The organism is Chryseobacterium turcicum (assembly GCF_021010565.1).
Lineage (GTDB): Bacteria > Bacteroidota > Bacteroidia > Flavobacteriales > Weeksellaceae > Chryseobacterium > Chryseobacterium turcicum.
Window position 1 is genome coordinate 2,799,434 of record NZ_JAJNAY010000001.1, and the last position, 25,021, is coordinate 2,824,454.

Annotated in this window: 12 protein-coding genes and 1 CRISPR repeat array; of the genes, 5 read left to right on the forward strand and 7 right to left on the reverse strand. The window is 34.5% G+C overall.

Annotated features, from left to right (window positions below):
• Nucleotides 1–159: 159 nt before the first annotated feature.
• Entirely contained in the window at nucleotides 160–1,968 is a 1,809-nt protein-coding gene (typA, locus tag LO744_RS12825) for a translational GTPase TypA (RefSeq protein ID WP_230669809.1), read from the reverse strand.
• 356 nt (nucleotides 1,969–2,324) lie between these two features.
• Between typA and LO744_RS12830 the strand changes: the two genes are divergently transcribed.
• Entirely contained in the window at nucleotides 2,325–4,730 is a 2,406-nt protein-coding gene (locus tag LO744_RS12830; RefSeq protein WP_230669811.1) for a hypothetical protein, read from the forward strand.
• Nucleotides 4,731–4,835: 105 nt separating this feature from the next.
• Here the strand turns inward: LO744_RS12830 and LO744_RS12835 are convergent, their stop codons facing one another.
• Nucleotides 4,836–5,192 carry a DUF1294 domain-containing protein gene (locus LO744_RS12835; RefSeq protein WP_230669813.1) on the reverse strand — a complete coding sequence of 119 codons (357 nt, stop codon included), beginning with the start codon at nucleotides 5,190–5,192 and terminating at the stop codon, nucleotides 4,836–4,838.
• Between the two features lie 12 nt (nucleotides 5,193–5,204).
• Here LO744_RS12835 and LO744_RS12840 point away from each other — a divergent pair, with 12 nt between their 5' ends.
• Nucleotides 5,205–5,561, forward strand: coding sequence for a hypothetical protein (locus LO744_RS12840; protein ID WP_230669815.1), 357 nt, complete (start codon nucleotides 5,205–5,207; stop codon nucleotides 5,559–5,561).
• Between the two features lie 21 nt (nucleotides 5,562–5,582).
• Nucleotides 5,583–8,939: a CRISPR direct-repeat array (repeat unit 47 nt; unit sequence GTTGTGAATTGCTTTCATTTTTGAGTATCTTTGAGATATAACACAAC).
• A 57-nt stretch (nucleotides 8,940–8,996) separates the two neighbouring features.
• On the opposite strand, the gene cas2 is transcribed toward LO744_RS12840, so the two are convergent.
• The 4 genes from cas2 to LO744_RS12860 all read right to left on the reverse strand — a co-directional run bounded on the left by cas2 (nucleotide 8,997) and on the right by LO744_RS12860 (nucleotide 19,636).
• Nucleotides 8,997–9,335: a CRISPR-associated endonuclease Cas2 gene (gene cas2, locus LO744_RS12845; protein WP_230669817.1), complete on the reverse strand. Its 339-nt coding sequence runs from the start codon at nucleotides 9,333–9,335 to the stop codon at nucleotides 8,997–8,999.
• 170 nt (nucleotides 9,336–9,505) lie between these two features.
• Nucleotides 9,506–10,399 carry a type II CRISPR-associated endonuclease Cas1 gene (gene cas1, locus LO744_RS12850; RefSeq protein ID WP_230669819.1) on the reverse strand — a complete coding sequence of 298 codons (894 nt, stop codon included), beginning with the start codon at nucleotides 10,397–10,399 and terminating at the stop codon, nucleotides 9,506–9,508.
• An 11-nt stretch (nucleotides 10,400–10,410) separates the two neighbouring features.
• On the reverse strand, nucleotides 10,411–14,640 hold the full coding sequence (gene cas9 / locus LO744_RS12855; RefSeq protein ID WP_230669821.1) for a type II CRISPR RNA-guided endonuclease Cas9: 4,230 nt from the start codon (nucleotides 14,638–14,640) through the stop codon (nucleotides 10,411–10,413).
• A gap of 481 nt (nucleotides 14,641–15,121) precedes the next feature.
• Nucleotides 15,122–19,636 carry a fibronectin type III domain-containing protein gene (locus LO744_RS12860; RefSeq protein ID WP_230669823.1) on the reverse strand — a complete coding sequence of 1,505 codons (4,515 nt, stop codon included), beginning with the start codon at nucleotides 19,634–19,636 and terminating at the stop codon, nucleotides 15,122–15,124.
• Nucleotides 19,637–19,986: 350 nt separating this feature from the next.
• On the opposite strand from LO744_RS12860, the gene LO744_RS12865 reads away from it, so the two are divergent.
• From LO744_RS12865 to LO744_RS12875, 3 genes are all read left to right on the forward strand, one after another.
• Nucleotides 19,987–22,110 (forward strand): Tex family protein, encoded by a 2,124-nt coding sequence (locus LO744_RS12865; protein WP_230669825.1) that lies wholly within the window; start codon nucleotides 19,987–19,989, stop codon nucleotides 22,108–22,110.
• Between the two features lie 51 nt (nucleotides 22,111–22,161).
• Complete coding sequence (locus LO744_RS12870; protein WP_230669827.1) at nucleotides 22,162–22,797, forward strand: HAD family hydrolase; 636 nt, start codon at nucleotides 22,162–22,164, stop codon at nucleotides 22,795–22,797.
• A gap of 71 nt (nucleotides 22,798–22,868) precedes the next feature.
• Nucleotides 22,869–23,417 (forward strand): RDD family protein, encoded by a 549-nt coding sequence (locus LO744_RS12875; protein ID WP_230669829.1) that lies wholly within the window; start codon nucleotides 22,869–22,871, stop codon nucleotides 23,415–23,417.
• 34 nt (nucleotides 23,418–23,451) lie between these two features.
• On the opposite strand, the gene LO744_RS12880 is transcribed toward LO744_RS12875, so the two are convergent.
• Complete coding sequence (locus LO744_RS12880; protein ID WP_230669830.1) at nucleotides 23,452–25,014, reverse strand: M20/M25/M40 family metallo-hydrolase; 1,563 nt, start codon at nucleotides 25,012–25,014, stop codon at nucleotides 23,452–23,454.
• Nucleotides 25,015–25,021 lie beyond the last annotated feature (7 nt).

Below are 25,021 nucleotides of genomic sequence, written 5' to 3' on the forward strand. Positions count from 1 at the left end.
AAACTTGATAAACGTTTATAAATTAAAGAAGTGTTAATTAATAATATAAATAATAGTTTCGCATTCATTATATCATTCTATCACAGGATTTATAATCACTTCACAATACAAAAAAAGCCCCGAAAAATCGAGGCTTTATATCTATTTAAGAATTTAAGATTATGCTTTCGCTCCTCTTTCGATTCTTCTTCTTTCTTCTTCAGAAAGTATTTTCTTTCTCATACGGATAAAGTTTGGAGTAACCTCAATCGCTTCATCAGCCTGGATATATTCCATACATTCTTCTAGTGAGAATAAGATTTTTGGTGCAACACCAGTATCTTTATCTTTTCCTGAAGCTCTCATGTTATTCAACTGCTTAGCTTCTACAATATTGATTACTAAGTCACCTGGCTTGTTTTGCTCACCAATTACCATTCCTGCGTAGATTTCCTCGCCCGGATCAACATAGAACTTACCTCTATCTTGTAGTTTAGCGATAGAATATTCAGTTGCTGGACCTTGACCTTTGCTTACCAAAACACCATTACTTCTTCCAGGAATTGCTCCTTTGTAAGGTTTGTATTCTGTGAAACGGTGTGCCATAATAGCTTCACCAGCAGTAGCCGTCAACATCTGAGAACGCAATCCGATTAATCCTCTTGAAGGAATTTCGAATTCCATATGTTGCATCTCACCTTTAGTTTCCATAATGTGAAGGTCACCTTTTCTCTGAGTTGCCAAATCGATTACTCTTGAAGCAAATTCTTCAGGAACGTCTACAACCAAAGATTCATAAGGCTCCAACTTCTCACCATTTTCACCTTCTCTCAAAATAACCTGTGGCTGACCAATAGTCATTTCATACCCTTCTCTTCTCATTGTTTCAATTAAAACTGACAAGTGAAGAATACCTCTACCGAATACTAAGAATGTGTTTGCATCACCAGTTTGCTCAACTCTTAATGCTAAGTTTTTCTCTAATTCTTTATATAATCTCTCTTTCAAGTGATTAGAAGTTACGAATTTACCATCTTTACCAAAGAAAGGTGAATTGTTGATAGAGAACGTCATATTCAACGTAGGCTCATCAATTGCAGTTCTTTCTAATGGCTCAGGATTTTCAAGATCTACGAAAGAGTCTCCAATCTGGAAAGCATCAAAACCTACCACAGCACAGATATCTCCAGCTTTTACTTCGGTTACTTTCTTCTTACCAAGACCTTCGAAAACGTACAATTCTTTTACTTTTCCTTTTACAATTTTTCCGTCAGCTTGCGCTAAACCAATCCATTGAGATTCTTTAATTTCCCCTCTGATTACTTTTCCGATTGCAATTCTTCCTAAGAAAGAAGAGAAATCAAGAGAAACGATTTGCATTTGTAAGCTACCTTCCTCTACTTTCGGTTCAGGAACATATTCTAAAATACCGTCTAGTAATGGGAAAATATTGTCTGTTTGCTCTAATGAAGTGTTGAACCATCCTTGTTTAGATGAACCGTAGAAAGTTGGGAAATCCAACTGCTCTTCTGTAGCATCAAGTGCAAAGAACAAATCAAATACTTTATCATGAACTTCTTCAGGACGACAGTTTGGTTTATCAACTTTATTGATAACAACTAAAGGTCTCAAACCAAGATCCAAAGCTTTTTGAAGTACGAATCTTGTCTGTGGCATTGGTCCTTCGAACGCATCTACCAACAAAACCACACCGTCTGCCATTTTCAATACTCTTTCTACTTCACCACCAAAATCGGCGTGACCAGGAGTATCGATAACGTTAATTTTTGTATCTTTATAAGTAACAGAAATATTTTTTGATAAAATGGTAATTCCTCTTTCTCTTTCAAGATCGTTGTTATCCATTATTAATTCTCCACTTTCCTGATTTTCTCTGAAAATGTTTGTAGCATGAATAATCTTATCAACCAAAGTAGTTTTACCGTGGTCAACGTGTGCGATAATCGCAATATTTCTAATGTTTTGCATGAATGATTTTTACGGGTGCGAAATTAGTGATTTTTAATCAATTAATCATCATCTATATTTATTAATTAACAAATTCATAATGAATGAATTTCATTTTAGGCATCATTCCAACAAATAATTCATCAATTGACAACAGCCTACGGTACAACAAAGTATGAGATTAAATATTTTTAAAACAGTTAAAAAACAAGGATTAAATCATATTTAATAAGCTAAAACATTCTATATAAATAATTTTGTCAATTATAAAATTACTTGAAAACATCTCTGATAAATTATTAAATCATAAAGTATATTAAATATTTTATCCTATAAACAGTTTTTACTTAATTTGCATAATATTAATGTAGTAGAACATGAAAAGAATAATTACATTCTGTTTTGTTTTGGCATCTTTCAGCCACATCCATTCACAACAATCTGCCGATAAGGCGCTTCAATATATTAACGAAAATCTTCCACAGGAAAATATTTACATCCTTACGGATAAAGACTTGTATCTTTCTGGTGAGACATTATGGTTTAATGCGATGGTTTTCAGAAACTTTACCATATCAGAGCTTTCAACCAACTTTTTTATTGAACTTTATGATAAAAATAAAAAGCAGATTCTGAGAAAACGATTCCCAATTTTTAACGGAGTTGTTCAAGGAAGTTTTCAGATTCCCGAAAGTTTGAGTGAAGATATTTATTTTGTAAGAGCTTATACTCCGATGATGAGTAATCTGAGTGAAGATTTCCAGTATTTAAAGCAAATACCTATCTACAATCCTTCGTCGCCTAAAAAATTAGTTGCAGAGAAATCTTCTTCTTGGTCTGCAACCGTGCATCCGGAAGGAAATACTTTTATTGTAGGAAATCAGTCTAAAATTACTGTACGTCTTCATAATATAGGAACTCCACCCTCTCAATGGGAAGGCTATGTAATTGAAAAAGACCATCCTGAAAAGAAAATTGCAACTTTTAAAGGACTAGACGAAAATGTTGGTGTTTTCTCATTAAGCCCTGAAAAAGATAAAATTTACGAAGCAGTAATTACAGATAATAACGGCTTACAGAAATCTGTAGTACTTCCGAAAGCTTTAGAAAAGGGAGTAAGTCTGCAGGTTATCAGTGAAAAAGATAATATTAAATACAGAATAAAAAACTCCGGAGAAAACATCCCCTACTACACTGTTATTGGCAGTATTGGTGACCAGTTGGTTTACAAAGCGAAAGTTAATCAGTTAAAAGATTCATTTCAGGCAATACCAACCAATCAGCTTATCAACGGTGTTTTACAACTTACGGTATTTGATGATAAAGAAAATGTATTGGTAAGCAGAATGTGTTTTATAATGCCTCAGCATCTAAACATGGTAGCTCCTGAAGTAAAGCCTGAAGTAATCAGTGCAGAAAAAAGAGCGTTAAATTCATTAGAAATTAAGCCTCTTAAAGATATTATCAATTACTCTGTAACTGTATTTGACCCTGAGTTTAAAAAATCGTTGCAGGATGAAAATCTTTTAAGCTCACTATGGCTTACCAGTGTTATCAAGTCTAAAATCGACAGACCTGCACAATATTTTACAGAAAAAAGAAATACGGAAGCACTTGATGCTCTATTGATTTCAGAACAATGGAAATCTTTCAACTGGAAAGAAATAATAGCGGAAAATTACCCTACTATTATCAATAATCCTTCTAAATACATTTCATATAAAGGAAGAGTAACCTTTAATGCAAAGCCTGCACCTCAGCAAAATCTAATTATGTTTATAGAAGGAGGCAAATCGGAAAGTGAAGTTTTTCAGGTTGAGACAGACAGTAACGGAGAATTTTTCTTCGATAATATGCTTTTCGAAAAACCCATTAAAGTAACTTACCAACTTAATGGAGCTAATGCGGCTATGAAAAGCCGAACCAATGTTTATGTAAATCCTGCCAATACCTTTATTCCATTGAAAAAGGAATTACCGTCAATCGAAGGATATCAATTGGTAGACAGGGCATCAGATTTATCACAACCTGTAGAAATTACTAAAATAGTAGCATCTCAAAAAGCAAAAAAAGAGTATGATGAAAAAATAATCACCATTGAAGAAGTAAAATTAAAAGCTAAAAAGAAAAATCTTACGACTGAACTTAACAACAAACTTAGTAGCGCGCTTTACAGAAGCATGAGTGAGACCGTTTTTGATTTTGTCAATGAAAATCAGTCGCTGAGTTCACAAAATATATTACAATGGCTACAAGGTCGCGCTGCCGGATTAACAATTAATTACGAAAATGGAATTCCTACCCCATATATCCGTCAGGCAAAAGCGAATGTTTATTTGGATGAAATGCTAACTGATGCAAGCACCCTTACTGGCTTATCTTCAGATAACATTGCTATGGTAAAAATTATTAAAGACGGTGCAATTGGTATGAGCGGCGGCGGCGGCGGAGGTGTACTAATTTATACTAAAAGAGGAGATACAAAGCCTGTAACCAAAGCAAACTCGCTTTCAGAAATGGTTAATCTTAACTTTTTTGTGATGGAAGGTTATAATCAATCTGAAGAATACCCCGATTCTGATTACGGAAATTCTGAATTATCTAAAATAAGCAATGACTACCGACCTGTGCTCTACTGGAATCCCAATATGGAAATAGATTCGGATACTCCTGCCAAGGTTGATTTTTACAATAATGATACTGCAAAAAAATTCCGTTTTCTGATTATGGGATTTGATGCAGAAAAATACACTCCTGTTTACTATGAAAAGCTATTGCCTTAGCAATTTTTAAGTTAAAAAGATTTAAACATACGGTTCCTGAAATTATTTTGGGAACTTTTTTATGATTAAATTAAACTTATCTAAGCTTTCTATTTAACATATTTATTATTTAAACTTTTGATAGAAAATGACCATCAATATGGTTTGAAGTGCAAGTACTCCAAAAAACTTTATCAAAAATGTTTTTTTAGAAATTTTATGTCTGAAAATCAACATTCCTATTACAGCGCCTACGCTACCTCCGAAAAAACTTAGCATAAGGAGTGTATTTTCAGAAATTCTTCTTCGATGCTTTACTGCCTTTCGTTTATCTGCAAAAAACAAAAAAAAAGTCAAAAGATTGATAGCAGTCAGTATATAAAAAATCATTGGTTTATAATGTTCGTTAAAGATACATGAATTCGCACAAGAACTTCCATTTCCTAAAGATTGCAAAGGTTTTTCTATTTTTGCAATACTCAAACAACAAAATTAATGACGATACATGATTTGGCAGGAAGCTATTCTATTCAGGGAAGCAATCAAGTAGAAAGCAATGAAATTACCTACCAAGGAATTCTCACCCTCTCTCTGGATGAAAACAACAGAATCGTTGCTCAATGGATGATTGATGACCATATTCAGAATGGAAAAGGTTTTTATAAAGATGAAATTTTAGTTATCAATTTTAATTACGAAAGTGAAGACGAAATAATTTATAAAGGTGTTGCTGTTTATCATTGTATCAATAAAAACATTTTGGATGGCTTCTGGTCTGAGAAACACGGTAATCCTCTCTATCTTGGAAGTGAGTACTGCGTAAGAATCAACACCTCTGAGTTTTTAAACTGATATTTTAAAATGAAACTTTGATATTCTTATGGCATTAATTTTTGAGTATCTTTGAGATATAACACAACCCGGAAATTTAAGATTAAAATATTTCTTATGTTGTGAATTGCTTTCATTTTTGAGTATCTTTGAGATATAACACAACCGGAACCTATATTGTCATTACAATCGGTGTGTTGTGAATTGCTTTCATTTTTGAGTATCTTTGAGATATAACACAACTTTGGCAATTTAGCATATCCGCCAATGTGAGTTGTGAATTGCTTTCATTTTTGAGTATCTTTGAGATATAACACAACTACGACTGAAGTCATAATAGACACGCCATTGTTGTGAATTGCTTTCATTTTTGAGTATCTTTGAGATATAACACAACCTTATATATGTTTTTCTCGCCTCCATATGTGTTGTGAATTGCTTTCATTTTTGAGTATCTTTGAGATATAACACAACTGAGCGTTTTTTGTTTCTGTACATGATAGTGTTGTGAATTGCTTTCATTTTTGAGTATCTTTGAGATATAACACAACTATCTTGGGGAGTACGTTACAAGTGTACGAGTTGTGAATTGCTTTCATTTTTGAGTATCTTTGAGATATAACACAACGTTTCCTCGTATCTTCCCCCTCCGTATGATGTTGTGAATTGCTTTCATTTTTGAGTATCTTTGAGATATAACACAACCACTCTTAAAGAGAAGACAATCTCTAAAGGTTGTGAATTGCTTTCATTTTTGAGTATCTTTGAGATATAACACAACCTTTAATTTGTTCTAAAATTTTGTACATAAGTTGTGAATTGCTTTCATTTTTGAGTATCTTTGAGATATAACACAACATTCCGAATACCGCTGCAATTACTCGTTTGGTTGTGAATTGCTTTCATTTTTGAGTATCTTTGAGATATAACACAACAAGAAAATCAGCCGATAAAACATTTGGTGAGTTGTGAATTGCTTTCATTTTTGAGTATCTTTGAGATATAACACAACACATCAAAACTTTCTAAAGGAAGCTCTGCCGTTGTGAATTGCTTTCATTTTTGAGTATCTTTGAGATATAACACAACATTTTTTCAGATGTTTGCTTTGCCATAATTGTTGTGAATTGCTTTCATTTTTGAGTATCTTTGAGATATAACACAACTCTAAACCTGAATCGATGCTTATCTGATTTGTTGTGAATTGCTTTCATTTTTGAGTATCTTTGAGATATAACACAACTCAGCTCCCAAATTCTCGCATCTATAATTGGTTGTGAATTGCTTTCATTTTTGAGTATCTTTGAGATATAACACAACAAAAAAGGCGAAAAGTTTGCGATACCAATTGTTGTGAATTGCTTTCATTTTTGAGTATCTTTGAGATATAACACAACTTAAGGTCACCACGGTTAATTTCAAATTGAGTTGTGAATTGCTTTCATTTTTGAGTATCTTTGAGATATAACACAACACTTAAATTATATCTACGCTAAATACGATAGTTGTGAATTGCTTTCATTTTTGAGTATCTTTGAGATATAACACAACCATTAGCTTTTTTTGGAGTGGGCGTACCCGGTTGTGAATTGCTTTCATTTTTGAGTATCTTTGAGATATAACACAACAGATCTTCATTCAACGTGTTAATGACTAACGTTGTGAATTGCTTTCATTTTTGAGTATCTTTGAGATATAACACAACAATTTCGCATTAGCATATATTAAACTTGTAGTTGTGAATTGCTTTCATTTTTGAGTATCTTTGAGATATAACACAACACTCATGAAAAGGAATTAAAAAAGGAGTCTGTTGTGAATTGCTTTCATTTTTGAGTATCTTTGAGATATAACACAACCTTTTTTGAAATTGGATCTGATAAGAGTTTGTTGTGAATTGCTTTCATTTTTGAGTATCTTTGAGATATAACACAACATCAAACAAAAAATTGAAGTTGTTGTTTCTGTTGTGAATTGCTTTCATTTTTGAGTATCTTTGAGATATAACACAACCTAGGGGATTAGGTGCTTCAGACGTTGGAGGTTGTGAATTGCTTTCATTTTTGAGTATCTTTGAGATATAACACAACCCGATTCTTGTGAAAAGCCATTAACGGGAAGTTGTGAATTGCTTTCATTTTTGAGTATCTTTGAGATATAACACAACTGAGCTTCCACTTTCTGCCATTGCTTTTTTGTTGTGAATTGCTTTCATTTTTGAGTATCTTTGAGATATAACACAACATTTGATTTGTTCCGTTCCGTTTACTCCGTGTTGTGAATTGCTTTCATTTTTGAGTATCTTTGAGATATAACACAACATTAGTCAACCAATTTCGCCAGTCTTGAGTGTTGTGAATTGCTTTCATTTTTGAGTATCTTTGAGATATAACACAACGGTAACTAAAGAGATTGAAGATTCTTACTTGTTGTGAATTGCTTTCATTTTTGAGTATCTTTGAGATATAACACAACCATACGGGTCTGGAATGTAAATTGGATTGCGTTGTGAATTGCTTTCATTTTTGAGTATCTTTGAGATATAACACAACGAGCTTTTTTTCTCTAACAAAAACTAATAAGTTGTGAATTGCTTTCATTTTTGAGTATCTTTGAGATATAACACAACTGTAGAGATTTACGTTTGATTGATTAAGTAGTTGTGAATTGCTTTCATTTTTGAGTATCTTTGAGATATAACACAACCCAGTTGACTGATAAAACATAGCCCAAAAGGTTGTGAATTGCTTTCATTTTTGAGTATCTTTGAGATATAACACAACAAAAGAGGAATAGACTTCGTTGGCTACGTTGTTGTGAATTGCTTTCATTTTTGAGTATCTTTGAGATATAACACAACAGTGAGAAAATAGACAAGAATTACCAATGCGTTGTGAATTGCTTTCATTTTTGAGTATCTTTGAGATATAACACAACAAAACCATTCAATCTGAAATAGCTTTATTGGTTGTGAATTGCTTTCATTTTTGAGTATCTTTGAGATATAACACAACTAGCGCTTAAGCTATTTGCATAATCTACCCGTTGTGAATTGCTTTCATTTTTGAGTATCTTTGAGATATAACACAACAATTTTCATCTGGAAAGCTTTGGCCAGAGTGTTGTGAATTGCTTTCATTTTTGAGTATCTTTGAGATATAACACAACTCGAACAAGCTGCATCAAAAGACTTCGCCGGTTGTGAATTGCTTTCATTTTTGAGTATCTTTGAGATATAACACAACTTAAAATTTGAATTCCCGTTTATTTGGAAGGTTGTGAATTGCTTTCATTTTTGAGTATCTTTGAGATATAACACAACCGTCTACGGTATATTTACACGGTGGTTTTAGTTGTGAATTGCTTTCATTTTTGAGTATCTTTGAGATATAACACAACCTCAAAATTTAACCCATTGTTTTTCAATGGGTTTTGTTGTTTTTTAGGATTTGGAATTTAGAATAATTCGAGTTGCTGGAAGGTCGGAGGTGGCTCTTCTTTGTTTCTGGCAAAAAATATTTCTATGTCTCCAAATTGCTTATCGGTAATGCACATGATGGCTACTTTTCCTGCTTTTGGAAGATTAAACTTTGTTCGTTTGATGTGTACCTCAGCGTTTTCACGACTTGGGCAGTGGCGAACATACATCGAGAACTGAAAAAGGGTAAACCCATCATCAAGCAAACCTTTACGAAAGCGGTTGGCGTCTTTCATATTGGTTTTCGTTTCGGTTGGTAAATCGTATAGCACTAAAACCCACATAATTCGGTAAGCGTTAAACCTTTCGGAATTCATATTTTGCTGAAATATTATTTTTTGGTACTCATCTTCTAATTTTGCTGGAGTTGCAGCCCGGCTTGAGCGGAAATCCTTTTTTTTTGCGAAGGAAAAAGCCTCGGCAAAAAAAAGATTGGGAGCGGAAGACGGATTAAGCTGCCCAAACCAAACTTAGCGGTTCAATAAAATTACATCAATTCGGGATAAGAAATCTGTCGCTTTTCTCCCGTGTAACATTTGTAAAGCGAAGAAACAGTGGTTTTAACGGCCACCAACAAGGGTCTTGTTTTTGTGTCAATCTGCACATCTTTGGTTGCTATTTTTAAGATATGTGCTTTGAATTCTTTGGTCAATTCTTCTGTTTCGGAATTTTTCGTCAGCCAATCCATGACCAATAAATCGACAAACGGGCGGTATGGTTCCATCAAATCATCGGCAAGACAATACGGATTATATTTGTTTTTGTGGAAAATCCCGAGAACCGGAAGCAAGCCAGTTTCAACGATTGCCCTCGCGACAATGCTCCTTAAAACGGCATATCCAAAATTGAAGAACTGATTGGGCGAATCTCCGTAACGCTGTCTCAGGAAATCGAGACTGATGAGGTATTTCCAATAATGTTGTGCCGCAATGCCTTCCATATTGGTAATATCGCCGCTTTTCACGTTGGTTTGATAGTCAATCATCGGTTCGTAATAGTTCCCTAACCGACGGAGAACTTCTTTTTGATTTTCAATTTTGCATTCTACCGTTTGCTTCCATAGTTGTTTTTTTAAAGGTTCACTTGCTTCCAATTGGTCTTTTAATCTATCTGAATGTTCGGTATGTCCGTAAAGTGGTAACATGATGCCGTGGGGTAAATGATGAGCGTCGCAACTCACCACCACCACATTATTGCCCATCATTTTCTGAATCAACTGATGCGAAATCGTAATCTGAAAATGATCTAACATCAGCAACCCCAAATCTTCGACAGGAACACTCCCCTTTTCGGTTTTTGTTTCCGGACACAGAATCTTCATCTGATTGTCTTTGAGCTTCAGATGCGTGGGATTGCCGATGTAGATGGAGCGGGTAATCATAATTTTCAGTTTTAATATTCGCCTACTTGAACTATTTTACCAAGATTATTGAGCCTAATTTTTAATATATCTCGTAGTGGAAGTAAACTTTTAATTTGATTGTAAGTTACTCCTTGCAATTCTTTATTATCATTAACCGTTGTTTCTAAATGATGCCTAAATTTGAAATCTCTAATTACAGCATTTCCATATTGTACAACTGATATTGTTTGTACTCTAAACATATTTTTAGAAATCAAGCTCAAATTCTTTTCATCCAACAAATCGGTTTCTTTTGGATTGAAATCTTCGGAAGGAAATAAAAACATCTCATTTTGTTTCATTGTAAACAAAAACTTCCATCCTAAACTAGAATTATATTCTTTATCAATAATAGAAAGCCCTTGATTAACTCTTTCCACAGCTTCATAGAAACTGACTACTCTTTCTTGCAAGTTTCCAGCTTCATCTTCATAGATGGCAACATGATGATTGTTCCCGGTACTTACAAAATCTACAGGTATTTTATTTCCATTGTCGTCAAGAATTTCATTTCCAAAATTGTCTTTCTTGTAATGTAAAGTTTCTGCATTACTAATTCCTGTTATGGTAACTGTTTTTATCGCAATTCCCTTGGATTCATTTAGCCAAATCGGATTTTTTTCTAAATCAGAAAAAGCTTCTTTTGCATTGCCGTCGAATTCGCTCAAGCGGTTTCTCAATATTTCTTTTACACCTTTATCAATAATTTTATCAAGATTTTTAAAGTCTTTAAAGTTATCCGCATTCACTGCTTTTCTAATGGTGTAGCCTGTTTCGTACCAAGCTAAAACAAGGCTTTCAGGAACTTGATCGGTTTTTTCTTCGTTCAGATAAATTGGATTCTTTGCTAAGCTATTTTTACCGGTAAATGCTTTTTTAGCATCATTCCCATTTTCCTCAAGTCTTTTTAATAAAGCTTCACGGTAGATTTTATTTTGGACTTTATTAATCATTTTCACATCAAACTTTCCAGATACCTTTTCTTCTTTTGTTTTAAGAAATTTCGCGCTTCCGTAGATGGTTTCTTTATGCAATTGTCCTCTTGGTGTCAAGGTAACTTTAGAAATCAATCCTCCTTTTTTCTTAGTCTTATTGATGTTTTTGGTAACAACTTTATTTTTAGTTTTATGAGATATCAAGACTTCATCCAAGTGCTTTTTAGCTTCAACTCTAAAGTTCTTGATAGGTTCTACAAATCTTCGTTCCTTAGAACCATTTTTCTTTTCAAATACTTTTGTAATCAGATTTTCGATATTTGAAATAACGACATGCTGATTGTGTTTCTCATCTTTTCTGGCATTAAGATGGTTCAAATACTGAATATGATTATGCGTCGTAAACGCTACTGTAAGCGCATCCATAGCGTGATGACGATGGTCATTTCTTTTAGTCCAATCTGTAATACGTTCCTTTTCTACTCCTTTAGAATTAATAACAATTTCCGTTAAACCTAATTTTCGATATTTTTCCAGATTAAGTTCTTTCATCGTATTGACAAGATTCCAGTCTTCACGCAACTTATCTGTAATTCTTCCGGATGTGGAGACAACAGAATTGGTAATTTCAAACAAAATTTCTTTTGCTTTTTTGGCAATATATTGGGTGTCACGCAAATCTCTTTCAATGAAACCTTCGCCAATATCACTTCCTTTTTTCTGAAGTTTTTCAAATTTAGCTTTACTGATTGCTCCTTTATCAAATAAATCCTTGATGGTATTAAGAAATTTCTCCAATCTATCTTTTCCTTCAATTTCAAGATAATCAAACGCCGTAAAATTGCTTTTTTTAAGATTGGCGCCTCTTGGAACTAAAACTTTATTGGAAAAACTATCATCGAAAAATCGAGATTGTGGAATAATATGGTCGATGTCATATTTATCAGTAAAAATATTTTCTCTTTCTATTTTTTCATTGGTATAAAGGTCTTTATATCCATTATTTGCCAATTCCAAATACAATTTATATCTGATGATATCATTTCTTGAAGGTACTTTTATCCCGAATTCTTTCTGTAAAACTTCTGCATATTTTTGATGAAGCAAAGTTGCTTTGCTAATATCGGAAGTCATATTTGCTCTTTCTTCAGCATTTTTTTTAAGTTCCCTTGCTAGCTCTATTCTAATTTCCGTAGGCTTTCCGTATTCATTAATGATTTCATTGACCAAATTTATCATTTGATTCAGAATCTTTTCAACCACAGGATTTCGCAAAGAGTTTTTAGGTAAAATATCTAAAGTTTCTTTCAACACTCTACTTTCTAATTGCTCTTTGGTTAAGGAATTTTTAGAATGGTTATATCCTGCGTGAAAACACGCATCGCTGTATTTATGCTCTTTGATGTACGTAAATATCTTTCGCATTGCCTTAGAGCTCAAACTTCCATAATCTGGAGAAAAACCAATTTCAGATAAAACCTTAGAATGTTCTTTTTTGAAACCAAATTTCTTCTCCAAAAGTTCATACAATTTTTCGTTTCCAGAAGCAGAATCATCACCTTCGTAGGAGTACAACAAATGCCAAAGTTGGTAAGCTTCTTGTTTTTCAAAATCTTTTCCATCCAATTCTGGATTAAAATCTAAAATAGAAGTATTGATACCTAAATCTGAAAAACTTTTTCGTACAAACTCCTTTATTTTATCTGCAGAAGCATTAATTTTCGAAATTTTAATCTCATCATCTGTATTGACTTTGAATTCTTTCGGAAATTCTACATCTTCATTCGTTATAATTTTCAGGTAAGCATTGTAAAGATTTTCATTGGTTCTGTTGCCTTCAACATCTTTAAAATTACATTTCCATTCTTTGGAAGTATACCCCAACAAGTCAATCAATTCTTTAGCAGAAAGATTTCCTTTTATATTTAAATTATTGAAAAAAGTTTCTTTATGTTCTAATTCCAAAGGAAATAACTCCTTTGTCTCAATATTTTGAAACTCCAAATTATTCAGAACCTGCCAGATTTTAAACTCTTGAAACAATGGAGAAGACTTAGGTGCTACTTTTAAACCGACTGTTTTCTTTTTAATTTTTCCTGTTGAGCCTGTCGAAACATCTTTTATTTCAATCTCTCTGTTTTCGAACTCACAAATGCTGATTAATCCTTTTTGAGATTTCAGTTTTCTCTGATAAAAAATAACGACATCCCGAACTTCATCTTTTAGTTTTTTGGTTAGTTCCGGATGATATTGCGCTTGCGTTTCCCATATCTTTTCAAATTCATCTAAGTAATCCTGTCTGTAAAAAACTTGATTTTTTAGCTTCGTATGAGAATTTGCTTTTAGTTGTTGAAACAAATATTCGCCAACTGTTTGATTATTGAAATACAGCTCTTTGCTTCTATCACTAATAGCGCCAAGATAACCGCTAGAGTTATTCAGATTACTGTTAATCTCCTGAAATACTACAGCCAAACTTTCAAAATCTAATTGTTTTTTTACAGCTTCACTTCTCCAAAGATACTTTTCAATCTTTTTTTCTTGTTGCGTTCCGATTTGTTTTATACCTACAAGCTTAAAGGGTATTTCTAAAGTCTTCCAAGTGGCATTTTTATTTTTCCCTTGCAATGCTTTATATAATTCATCCGTAAATATTTCCGGTGAATATTGTTTTTGAAAATTCCAGACTTTATCCAATTCAGATTGTAAATCGGAACGGTAAAAATCAGGCAATTGTTTCTTTACTTCTGCTAAAAGCTGGTAAGAATATTCTCCTGGAGTCAGATTGTTTTCATATAATTTTTTAGCTACTGCCATCCCATCGATGATTTGCCCCTCATCTTCGTTTTTGGCTTTACGACTGCTTTTATAGCCTCTTTTTTTATTGATTAAAAGTAACACTCTTGCCAATTCAGAAAGTTCAATCTTTTCTGTAGCAGATTTTGCTCTTATTTCCTGTGTTTGAAACGTCGAGTTTTTACCAACCTCAGTCAGTAAATCAGCTTCTTTAAGAATATTATTTTTGCTGAGAATATCAATTAAATTAACTCTTCTTAATTTAAATCTTTGGAGATTTCTTCTTGCGCCACGTGCCAACGTTCTACCTGCATTAGTCGTAATAGGTTTTCCTTTCTCAAAATTAATCTGTTCATCCACAGTTAAAGGATTGACACGAACTCCTAATTTGATAATTTTATTATTCTGAGGATTTTCGAGGTCTTCGTGAACCAACGCCCATCCAATTGATGAAACTCCCAAGTCTAATCCGAGTATATTTTTAGCCATAGCAATTAGTTTAAATGAATTTTCTAAAATTAACAATAATAAAATTTATAAAAATGTGGAAAACCGTAAACAGATTAAAAATATTATTTTTAGATTTGTATCCGAAAGCAATTCACAATAAGGATTATTCCGTTGTGAAAACATTTGGGTCACCTCTTGTCCATAATCAGGAGGTTTTTTTATGCCCAAATGTTTCACGAATACTTTAAAAATCAATATAAAAAAATGAGCTAAAACATTCAAGGCGGGGCAACTCGCCTTTCTTTATTTATAAAAGTTCCTATTGAATGTTTCACGAAATCAATAAAATTTGTGAGCTACAACATTTAGCACCTCGCCCATCTGCAGGGCATTTTTACTTATAGATATTTTACTTCGCTGAATCTATGATTTCGCTATTTTGAAAAAAACAAGAGATAATAAAAACAAAATAAGCTCTCAGAATTGAGAGCTTATTGTTTATCAATGGAAATTAAAACAGTTAATCTTCTTTAATGAATTTTCTCTGTGCATTTCCTTTCTTGTCATCAATATCAATGATATAAACACCGCTAATAAGAGCACTTACGTCAATTTTATTATTAACGATTAATCCACTCGATACTAATCTACCCGCAGCATTATAAATTTTATAATTTGCTTTTGCACTAATATTTTTAACATTTAGTACTGATTTAACAGGATTTGGATAAATCAAAATATCCGTGTGGTTAACAGAATTGGCAGTTGGTAACTTTGATATTCTCACCGTATAATCTTCTACTTCCCCATCATCGAAACTGATACAGTTAACAGGTATAGCACCTTTAGCCATAGCTACTCTCATTACAACATACTTAGCGTTGGTCATGCTAATGAATGCATCAGATGGTACACTGAATGTAGCACTTGCCGTAGAATTTGAATTAAGCCCGTCAGCAAGAATTCTTTCATCAAGGTCAAATTCTCCATTTCTGTTGAAGTCAATCCAAACAGCAACTCCTGAATCTGCTCCTTGAGTTTTGTCAATGGTGATTTGATTTCCTACCGAGCCTTGAATTAATTCAATGAATTTTGTAGGATTTCCTGTGAAATCAGAATACGTAGTTCCTATTGAAACATTAATCATTTGAGGTTTACCATTCGGTTGAGCAGTAACTTTTGATATATATTCTGTTGCAGCGTTAGTAGAATGCATCTGACAGTAAATTACTGTAGGTGTTGTAAAATAATAAAGAGGGGTGAAATTCCCAGGTCCTCCACTACAAACATTTGCTACCTGCATTTCATATTTAGTTAATTCTAATAACCCTGTTATTGTATAGGTATTATTACTAACATTAATAGTTGTCCAGCTTGGTATTCCTATTTTTCTGTATCTTAATATGTAATTATTGGTAGCTCCAGTACCCGTGTAAGCATTCCAAACCACTTCTGCAGTTGTAGGAGTTAACTGAGTAATAGTAAATCCTGGAGGAAGTACTTCACAAACTCTTACCGTTGTAAATATCTGTGTATTTGCCCAAGGATTAGGGTTTGTTTGACCGTTACAAATACTCGCTACCTGTACTTCATATGTTTTATAGGAATCCAGGTTTGGAATCATATAAGAATTTACTGGTGGAGGTGGTAATGTTGGCGTATTCCAAACTGTAGTTCCTACCTCTCTCCATCTTAAAACATAGGTGGCATTAGGAACAATTGGGTTCCAAGTTACCAATGCTGAAGTTGATGTAATATTAGATATTACCACATTCGGTGGTGTTGGGTCACATTTTGTTGTAAATGTCTGTACAGGAGTAAAAGCACCTGCTCCCCCACTTCCACACACTGCAGCAACTTTAACTTCATAAAGTGTAGCCGGAGTTAGTGCTGAAATAGTTACCGGCGGGTTTCCTCCTAAAACTGAAAGGTTCATCGTCGTCCATGCAGAAACAGGATTGGTTACTGGTCTGTATTCTAAAACAAATGCATTGTTATTGGCTGCTGGAATCCAATTAATAATAACAGAAGTATCCGTTATTGTAGTAAAAGCTGGAATTCCCGGTGTAGCATTATTACAAGGTCTTAATTTTACAGCATAGTCTTCTACTTCTCCATTCACCGCATCCTGACACATTATTGGCGCACTTCCTCTCTTCAGAACCACTCTCATTGTCGTGGTATTCGTTCCTGTATACACTCCAGTTGCCGGAACATTAAATGTTGCTGTAACAGGAGTTGTTGTATTAGAAGGAGTGTTCATTATTTTTTCACTGTCTGTAAAAACACCATCTCTATTCCAGTCAATCCAAGCATGTACCGAATCACCATAAGTTGTCCCTGCCCAAGCTTTTGATACTGAAATTTGATTTCCAACTGAACCTATTTCCAAGTTAATTAAAGTGTTAGGGGCTGTATAGCTAATATAATTGGTTTGAAGTGAAATATTCTCCATTATTGGAAAATTCACAGGAGTCATTTTTACATTAGAAATATAATCATTAATCCCCGTTCCATTCATATTACAATAAGTAACCGGTGGTGTCGTAAAATTAAGTGACGGTGAGAATGCTCCTTGATTTCCACCACATATCGTAGCTACTTGTACCTGATAAGCAGTTTGCTCCGTCAGATTAGTAATCGTATGAAAACTTTGACCCGCTGGAAGTGTCAATCCCGCTGCACTTGGTAACCATGCCCCAGTAGTTCCTTGTCTCCATCGGATAACATACGTTGCATTAGCCGTAGGCATCCAAGATACATAGGCTGAAGTATGTGTAAGATTACCTACCGCCATACTCGTTGGAGCTGCCGTAGTACACGGCTGAAGGTCGATAAATTTGATTTGGTAATCTTCAACTTCTCCGTTGCTGGTAAGAGCAGAACAAGCGTCTGTAGGAGTATTAATATATACAATAACACGCATTTTAATTTTACTCGTGCCAACATACGCATTTGCCGGTACATTAAAATTAGCCGTTAAAGGTGTTGTACTAGAATACCCAAAATTCATAATTCTTTCTCCACCCGCAGTACTTACAGGATTATTATTAAAAATTCCGTCGCCGTTAAAATCAATCCATGCATAGGTAGTATAAGTTCCTGAAGCAATGGTTCTTCCAACAGATAATGTATTGTTAACCGAATTTCTTAATAAAGTAATCGTTTTAGAAGGGTCATTAGAATAATCTGTGTAAGTAGTAGGTCCTGAATTATTAGTCGTAGTAGGAACATTGGTTCCTATCATTGTAATATTATTGATATATCCATTGGTAACCGTTGCAGTTCCTGAGCTACAATAAGTAAGAGCCGGTGTGGTAAAAGGAACTGGTGTAGAAAAAGCTCCCTGAGTACCGCAAATAGTAGCGATTTCCACTTCATATTGAGTCTGCTCAGTAAGTCCTGGAAGTACTGCATTATTCGTAAATGGTGCGATCACATTAATCGTTTGCCACGCTCCAGATGGTAAAACTCTGTATCTTACAACATAGGTTGCATTTTGAGTTGCAGCCCAAGATACTGAAGCAGAAGTAACCGTGATATTATTGACTGCAATATTTGATGGTGATACATTCGTACATGGAGGCAAAACAGTACCAGTAAGCTGTAGTCTTGGTAAAATAGCATATCTGCTTGTTGCCGTAGGAGGATTCAACGGATTTGGATTGGTAGTCGCGTTATAATAAAGCATACCTCTATTTGTTCCTGCAGAATAACTTCCCCAGTTAGCAGTACAAGACGTCCCTGCAATATTTTCATCTACCGCAACCACAACATTGCTTATTCCATCCCAAAGAAATGGCGTTGCAAGAGGAATATTAATCCAAGTTCCTGCAGTCATTGCAGGGAGTGTCCCGGTATAAACCTGAGTCATGGTACCGGCAGGAATCCAACTTGTAGTGGTCGCAAAATCAGTTTGTGCTGTATTTCCCATATACACTACCCATTGATTATAATTTGCCTGAGCAGCTGCAATACTAGATACAAAAAACTTCACCGAAGTAATCATGTTATTTGTTCCCACCGCACCAGCAATTTCTGTTGCTGTGTAAATTTGCTGAGAATAATTAAATCCAGAGCAAGAATAAATCGGTAAAAATCCATGAGTTGCCGTTCCACCTCCAATCTGTCCTGGAGTAAAAGGCTCTCCTTCTACCCATAATGATTTGTCCGTAGCACTACATACCGAACGAACCCACCAATAATAAGTAGACCCTGGCGTTAAAGGAGTGATAATAGCAGAAGTCCCTGAAACAATAGTTCCCACTGTTCCAGCCGTTGGAGGGGTATTTGTAGTCGTGTAATAATACTCATATCCACCTGCAGGAGCTGGAGCCGGAGCTAATGGCACTGCCCAATTTAAGGTTGCAGAATTGGGAGTGATATTGGTTGCTAATGCAATAACAGGTTCAAAACATGTTGGAGCCTGTATCACCTGAACTTCATCTAAAAGTACATCATCATAAAAATTTCCGTTGTTAGCGACATCTTTGTCAACTGTAAATTTAAGTTGAACGGTAGCGCCTACATACGTTGCAGCAAGGGGAACTCCTACCGTTCTCCATTCTATAGCATTACTATTATCTGACCAAATTTCAACCCATCCGGTTCCGTTATTTACTTCAAGCTTCATTTCATTATGCTCGCTAGCTGGAACGGTTCCTGTTGCTGAAGTAAGATGATTTTTAAACCATTCAAATTTCACATAGGGATTGGTCAATCCTGTAAGATTAATCTGCGGACTGATGAGTTCAACCGTGTGCTCATTATCGTATGGTGCGCTTGCATCAACCCAGGCAAAAGTTCCTGCGGGTTTCCCTCCATTTCCCGTGGCGCCATAACCTGCTGCTCCGGCAAATCTCCATTTGACATTGGCGTTCGTAGAAGTCGTGGTTGGGTTTAGACTCGTCCAGCAAGCAGGTAGTGCTCCTGTACTAAAAGATTGTAAAAAGGGTACGGGAACTGCCGTACACTGGGCGTAGACTTTGAGCTGAAAACACAGCAAAAGCCCCAGAATTGTTAAAAATCTGTTCATAATTATAGAATATGGATTAGTAAATGAGATGTTTTTGGATTAGAGAAACATCTGAATTTGTAAATACAAAAGGAATAGAAGAAGTAGAAAATTTCCTCATAGGCATATTATTTTGTGATGGTGCACAAATATAGTATTTTTATTTACACCACAACATAATTATCTAAAACAATTGTATATCCTACTAAAAACATAGATTATTTATCTTTTTAAAGAAATCAATATATTTACTTCATTATTAGATTTATTAAACATGTTTGAGGAATAAATTTTACAAAGTTTAAATTGTCATTCACGCATATTTCATTCCTCTAAAAAAGTCAGTATTTTAGCCATTCTAAAAAAGCCGCATGATTGTAACTCAATTTATACATAACACACTCCACATATCCGATAAAAGCATTAATGCTACTTTAAAACTATTATCTGAAGACTGCACAATTCCCTTTATCTCGAGATATCGAAAAGATGCAACAGGAAATTTGGACGAAGTACAAATTGAGCAAATTTCAAAACTCAGCAAGCAGTTTGAAGACATTACGAAGCGTAAAGAAAGTATTTTAAAATCTATAGAAGAACAAGGTGCGCTTTCCTCAGAATTAAAAACAAGAATCGAAGAAAGTTTTGATATTCAGGAGTTGGAAGATTTGTATTTACCTTTCAAAAAACGTCGAAAAACCAAAGCAGACGCTGCCAAAGAAAAGGGTTTGGAGCCTTTAGCTAAAATTATAATGAGCCAAAACGCTCAAGATGTAGAGTTTTTAGCTTCAAAATATCTGAACGACCAAGTTTCTTCTGAAGAAGAAGCTTTGCAGGGCGCAAGAGATATTATGGCAGAATGGATTAATGAAAACATGTACGTCCGTAAAAATCTACGTCGTCTTTTTCAGCGCAAAGCCGTTGTATCGTCAAAAGTAGTAAAAGCTAAAAAAGATGATGAGGCGGCTCAAAAATTTTCGCAATATTTTGAATGGGAGGAAAGTTTAAACAGAACTCCTTCTCACCGTCTTCTCGCAATGTTGAGAGCGGAAACTGAAGGCTTTGTAAAAATAAATATCGGAATCGATAAAGATGAAGCCTTAGATTTTATTGAAAATGCAATTATTAAATCTAAAAATGATAGTGCAACACAAATCGCTTTAGCCATTAAAGATTCTTACAAAAGACTTCTTGAGCCTACAATTTCTAACGAAACCCTTCAAGAAGCGAAAGAAAGAGCAGATAAAAAGGCCATCGAAATATTCTCAGAAAATTTAAGTCAGCTTTTATTAGCTCCGCCTTTAGGTGAAAAAAGAATTTTAGCAATTGACCCAGGTTTCAAAAGTGGCTGTAAAGTGGTTTGTCTAGATGAAAAAGGAGATTTACTACACAACGAAACCATCTATCCTCATGCTCCACAAAACGAAAGCGGAATGGCGATGAAAAAAATCCGTTCGATGGTGAATGCTTATAATATCCAGGCAATTTCTATCGGAAACGGAACAGCTAGCCGCGAGACTGAATTTTTCATTAAAAAAATAGCCTTCGATAAGCCGTTACAGGTTTTTGTGGTTTCAGAAGCCGGAGCTTCTGTTTATTCGGCAAGCAAAATTGCGAGAGATGAGTTTCCGAGTTTTGATGTAACCGTTCGTGGCACCGTTTCTATCGGACGAAGACTTTCTGACCCGTTGGCAGAATTGGTAAAAATTGATGCTAAATCTATTGGTGTCGGGCAATATCAACATGATGTAGACCAGACTCAATTGAAAAACGAGCTTGATTCTACCGTCATGAAATGTGTAAATTCTATCGGAATTAATTTGAATACGGCAAGTAAATCACTCCTAAGCTACGTTTCGGGAATTGGCGGAAAGATGGCGGAAAACATTGTGAATTACCGTGCTGAAAATGGTGCTTTTGAAAACAGAAAACAACTAAAAAAAGTTCCAAGGCTGGGCGAAAAAGCTTTTCAACAGGCTGCAGCTTTCATTAGAATTACCAATGGAGAAAACCCTTTAGACAACTCGGCCGTTCATCCTGAAGCTTATTCTATTATTGAAAAAATGGCAAAAGATTTAGGAATAAAAACCAATGAATTGATTGCCAATAAAGAAAAAATCACTTTAATTCAACCCGAAAAATACACCACTGAAGACATTGGAATTTTAGGAATAAAAGATATTCTGAAAGAATTGGAAAAACCAGGATTAGACCCTAGAAAAGCTGCAAAAGTTTTTGAGTTTGACCCCAGCGTTAAAAAAATAACCGACTTAAAAATCGGAATGATTCTTCCCGGAATTGTCAACAATATTACCGCTTTCGGATGTTTTGTAGATTTAGGAATTAAAGAAAGTGGGCTCGTTCATATCTCTCAATTGAAAGAAGGTTTTGTTTCTGATGTAAATGAAGTGGTTAAACTGCATCAACATGTTCAGGTAAGAGTGACTGAAGTGGATGAATCGAGAAAGAGAATTCAGCTGAGTATGATATTGTAAATCATGCTTTATAAAGATTCTTCAATAATATAAATTAAATAACAATACATTTTGAATAAAAAAAATTTAATTTTCGATCTAGACGGAACACTTTGGGATCCCAGAGCGACAATCATCAAAATTTGGAATGAGGTTTTAACAAAACGTCAACTGCTACAAAGAGAATTGAAGCCTGAAGATATGAATCAATACATGGGGCTGTTATTTGATGATATTTTAAAAGATATCATTCCCGGTGTTTCTGATCAACAGATTCAGGAAATTCTTTTAGAAATTGTACAAAAGGAAAATAAGGTTTTGCGCGCTCATGGCGGTATTCTTTATGAAGGAGTTGCAGAAACTATTGCGAATTTGAAAAAAACACATAATCTTTTTATTGTCAGCAATTGTCAGGATGGATATATTGAAGCATTTTTAGAATACTATCAATTTAATGATTTGTTTACAGACATTGAATCTCATGGCCGAACTAAAAAACCGAAAGCCGAAAATATAAAACTGCTTATGGAAAGAAATTATTTAAAAATTGAAGATTCAGTATATATAGGCGATACACAAACAGATTATGATTCTGCGAAAGCAAACCATTTATCATTTATTTTCTGTGAATATGGTTTTGGAACACTGGATATTCCAGGATACAAACCTTCTGTTTCAAAATTTTCGGATTTGGAATTTTACATTTAATAACAATTGAATATTCTTAGCTCCAATTCTATTTATAATTTATGAAAACTATCTAATTTTGATTATTACGGATGAAAAGAATTTCGGAACTTAAAATAAAGAAAACTATCCATAGACCAACTCAGTCATTTGATAAGTTGGGAAATCGTATCTACAACGTTTTTGAATACGATTTACCTTACAAAGCCGAATTTTCAGGGAATGAAAAACAAAGAATATTTGCAAAAATAATTGATGCGATGCCATTCTTTCTTATTTTCTTTTTTCTTTTTCAGCAACCTGCGATTCTTTCATTAATATTTTCAATCCCGTCTGTAATTTTATTTGGAGCTATTTTAGAAACTTTATTTGGAACTACTTTAGGAAAAACAATATTAAAACTGAAAGTAATTGATGACAATGGAAATTATCCTAAAATATTAAAATCCCTTTGGAGAAATTTTCTGTGTTTGGTTATTTTCTATCCTGTTTTTGATGATTTCATTCCAATGCCTCCAAATGAAATTTTAGGAATTGAACATAAAGAAACAAACTTTACCATGCACATGAATAATAAATTAAGTAAAACTTATATTGTAAAAGAAAGTCAATTATCAGAAATCAAAAAGCTTTTAGCATAAAAAAGGTAGCTTAAAATTAAGCTACCTTTTCCTTTTATTTATAATCTTTAGAATCCCTTCTCGGTTCTTTTAGTTCTGGCCATTTTGCAATTTCACCTTTATCATTTTCAGGCATTACTCTTCGTTCTCTGCTTGTAAATTCAGGATCTTCAGATGCCATATACGCTAAAGTTGCGGTAAGAATGACGTTATTTTTTACTTCATCAAAAACAATCTTATCATAGGTGTCTTTCGTAGTATGCCAAGTATACCCAAAATATCCCCAGTTTAATGAGCTTAAAGAAAATCCTGGAACTCCTGCTGCAACAAAAGAGGCATGATCAGATCCTCCACCACCCGGCATTCCCGGAAAATCGGTTTTAATGTGATCTCTCACATTTTTTGGAACTGCATTGAGCCATTTTCCGATATAATCATATGATCTTACAAAACCCTGGCCTGCAATATTTACCACTCTTCCCGTTCCGTTATCTTGGTTGAAAACAGCCTGCGTTCCTTTGATAATTTCCGGATTATCAGCCACAAAACCTCTCGAACCGTTCAATCCCTGCTCTTCACTTCCCCAAAGTCCTACAACGATGGTTCTTTTAGGATTAGGATAATATTTTTTAAGAATTCTCATGGTTTCAAGCATTGTTAAAACACCTGTTCCGTTATCAGTAGCACCCTGAGCACCGTCCCAAGAATCTAAATGCGCAGAAAGAATTACATATTCATTCGGTTTTTCTGAACCTTTAATCATTCCAACCGTATTAAACATCTTCGCATCAGGAAGAACTTTTGATTGAGCGTCGATTTTAATTCTCGGCTTGCTTCCTTTTTCAGCCATTCGGTACAACATTCCGTAATCTTCTACGTCTATATCAACCATTGGGATTTTTGAAGTTTTAGCTCCAAAAATACGGTTAGCTCCCATAATTCCTGTCCAGTTTGAAATCGCAATTCCAGCCGCTCCTGCTTTTTCTAAAGCTTCGGGAAGTGTATTGTTATCATAGCCGATATTTTTCACATAATCACGGAAGTCTTTTGAAGCCTGCTCTTTTTCAGCTTTCAGTTTCTCATATAATTCAGGAGTGGCAAATTCTTTAATCTGCTCATCCGAACGACCGATTTTCTGATATTGAGCCATTAAAACGATTTTCCCTTTCACTGAAGGCAGCCATTGGTCAAATTCAGCTTTAGAAGAAAGCTTAGGAAGAACAATCACTTCTGCTTCAATTGCTTTTTTCGTTGATGGACTCCATGCTAACTGTGTTGCCGAAAGAGATTTTATTCGTGGATACACCATATCGACATGAGTAGTTCCTCTTTGCCAACCTTTCCAGGTGCCGAATTGCTGTAAATTGGCATCAATGCCCCAAGATTTTAATTTATTAGCTGTCCATTCATTAGATTTCAGCATTTCAGGAGTCCCGACCAAACGTGGCCCGATTCCGTCTAATAGCTCAAACGCCATATCTTCTAACTGAGAATTATTGTTTGTCTCGTTTACAAAATTTTCAACAATGGGATTTAATTTCTGAGTGGTTGATTGTGCATTGACAAACTGACTCGCCAAAACTACTGCAGGAACTGCAAAAAAGGTGTTTATCTTCATACTTTTA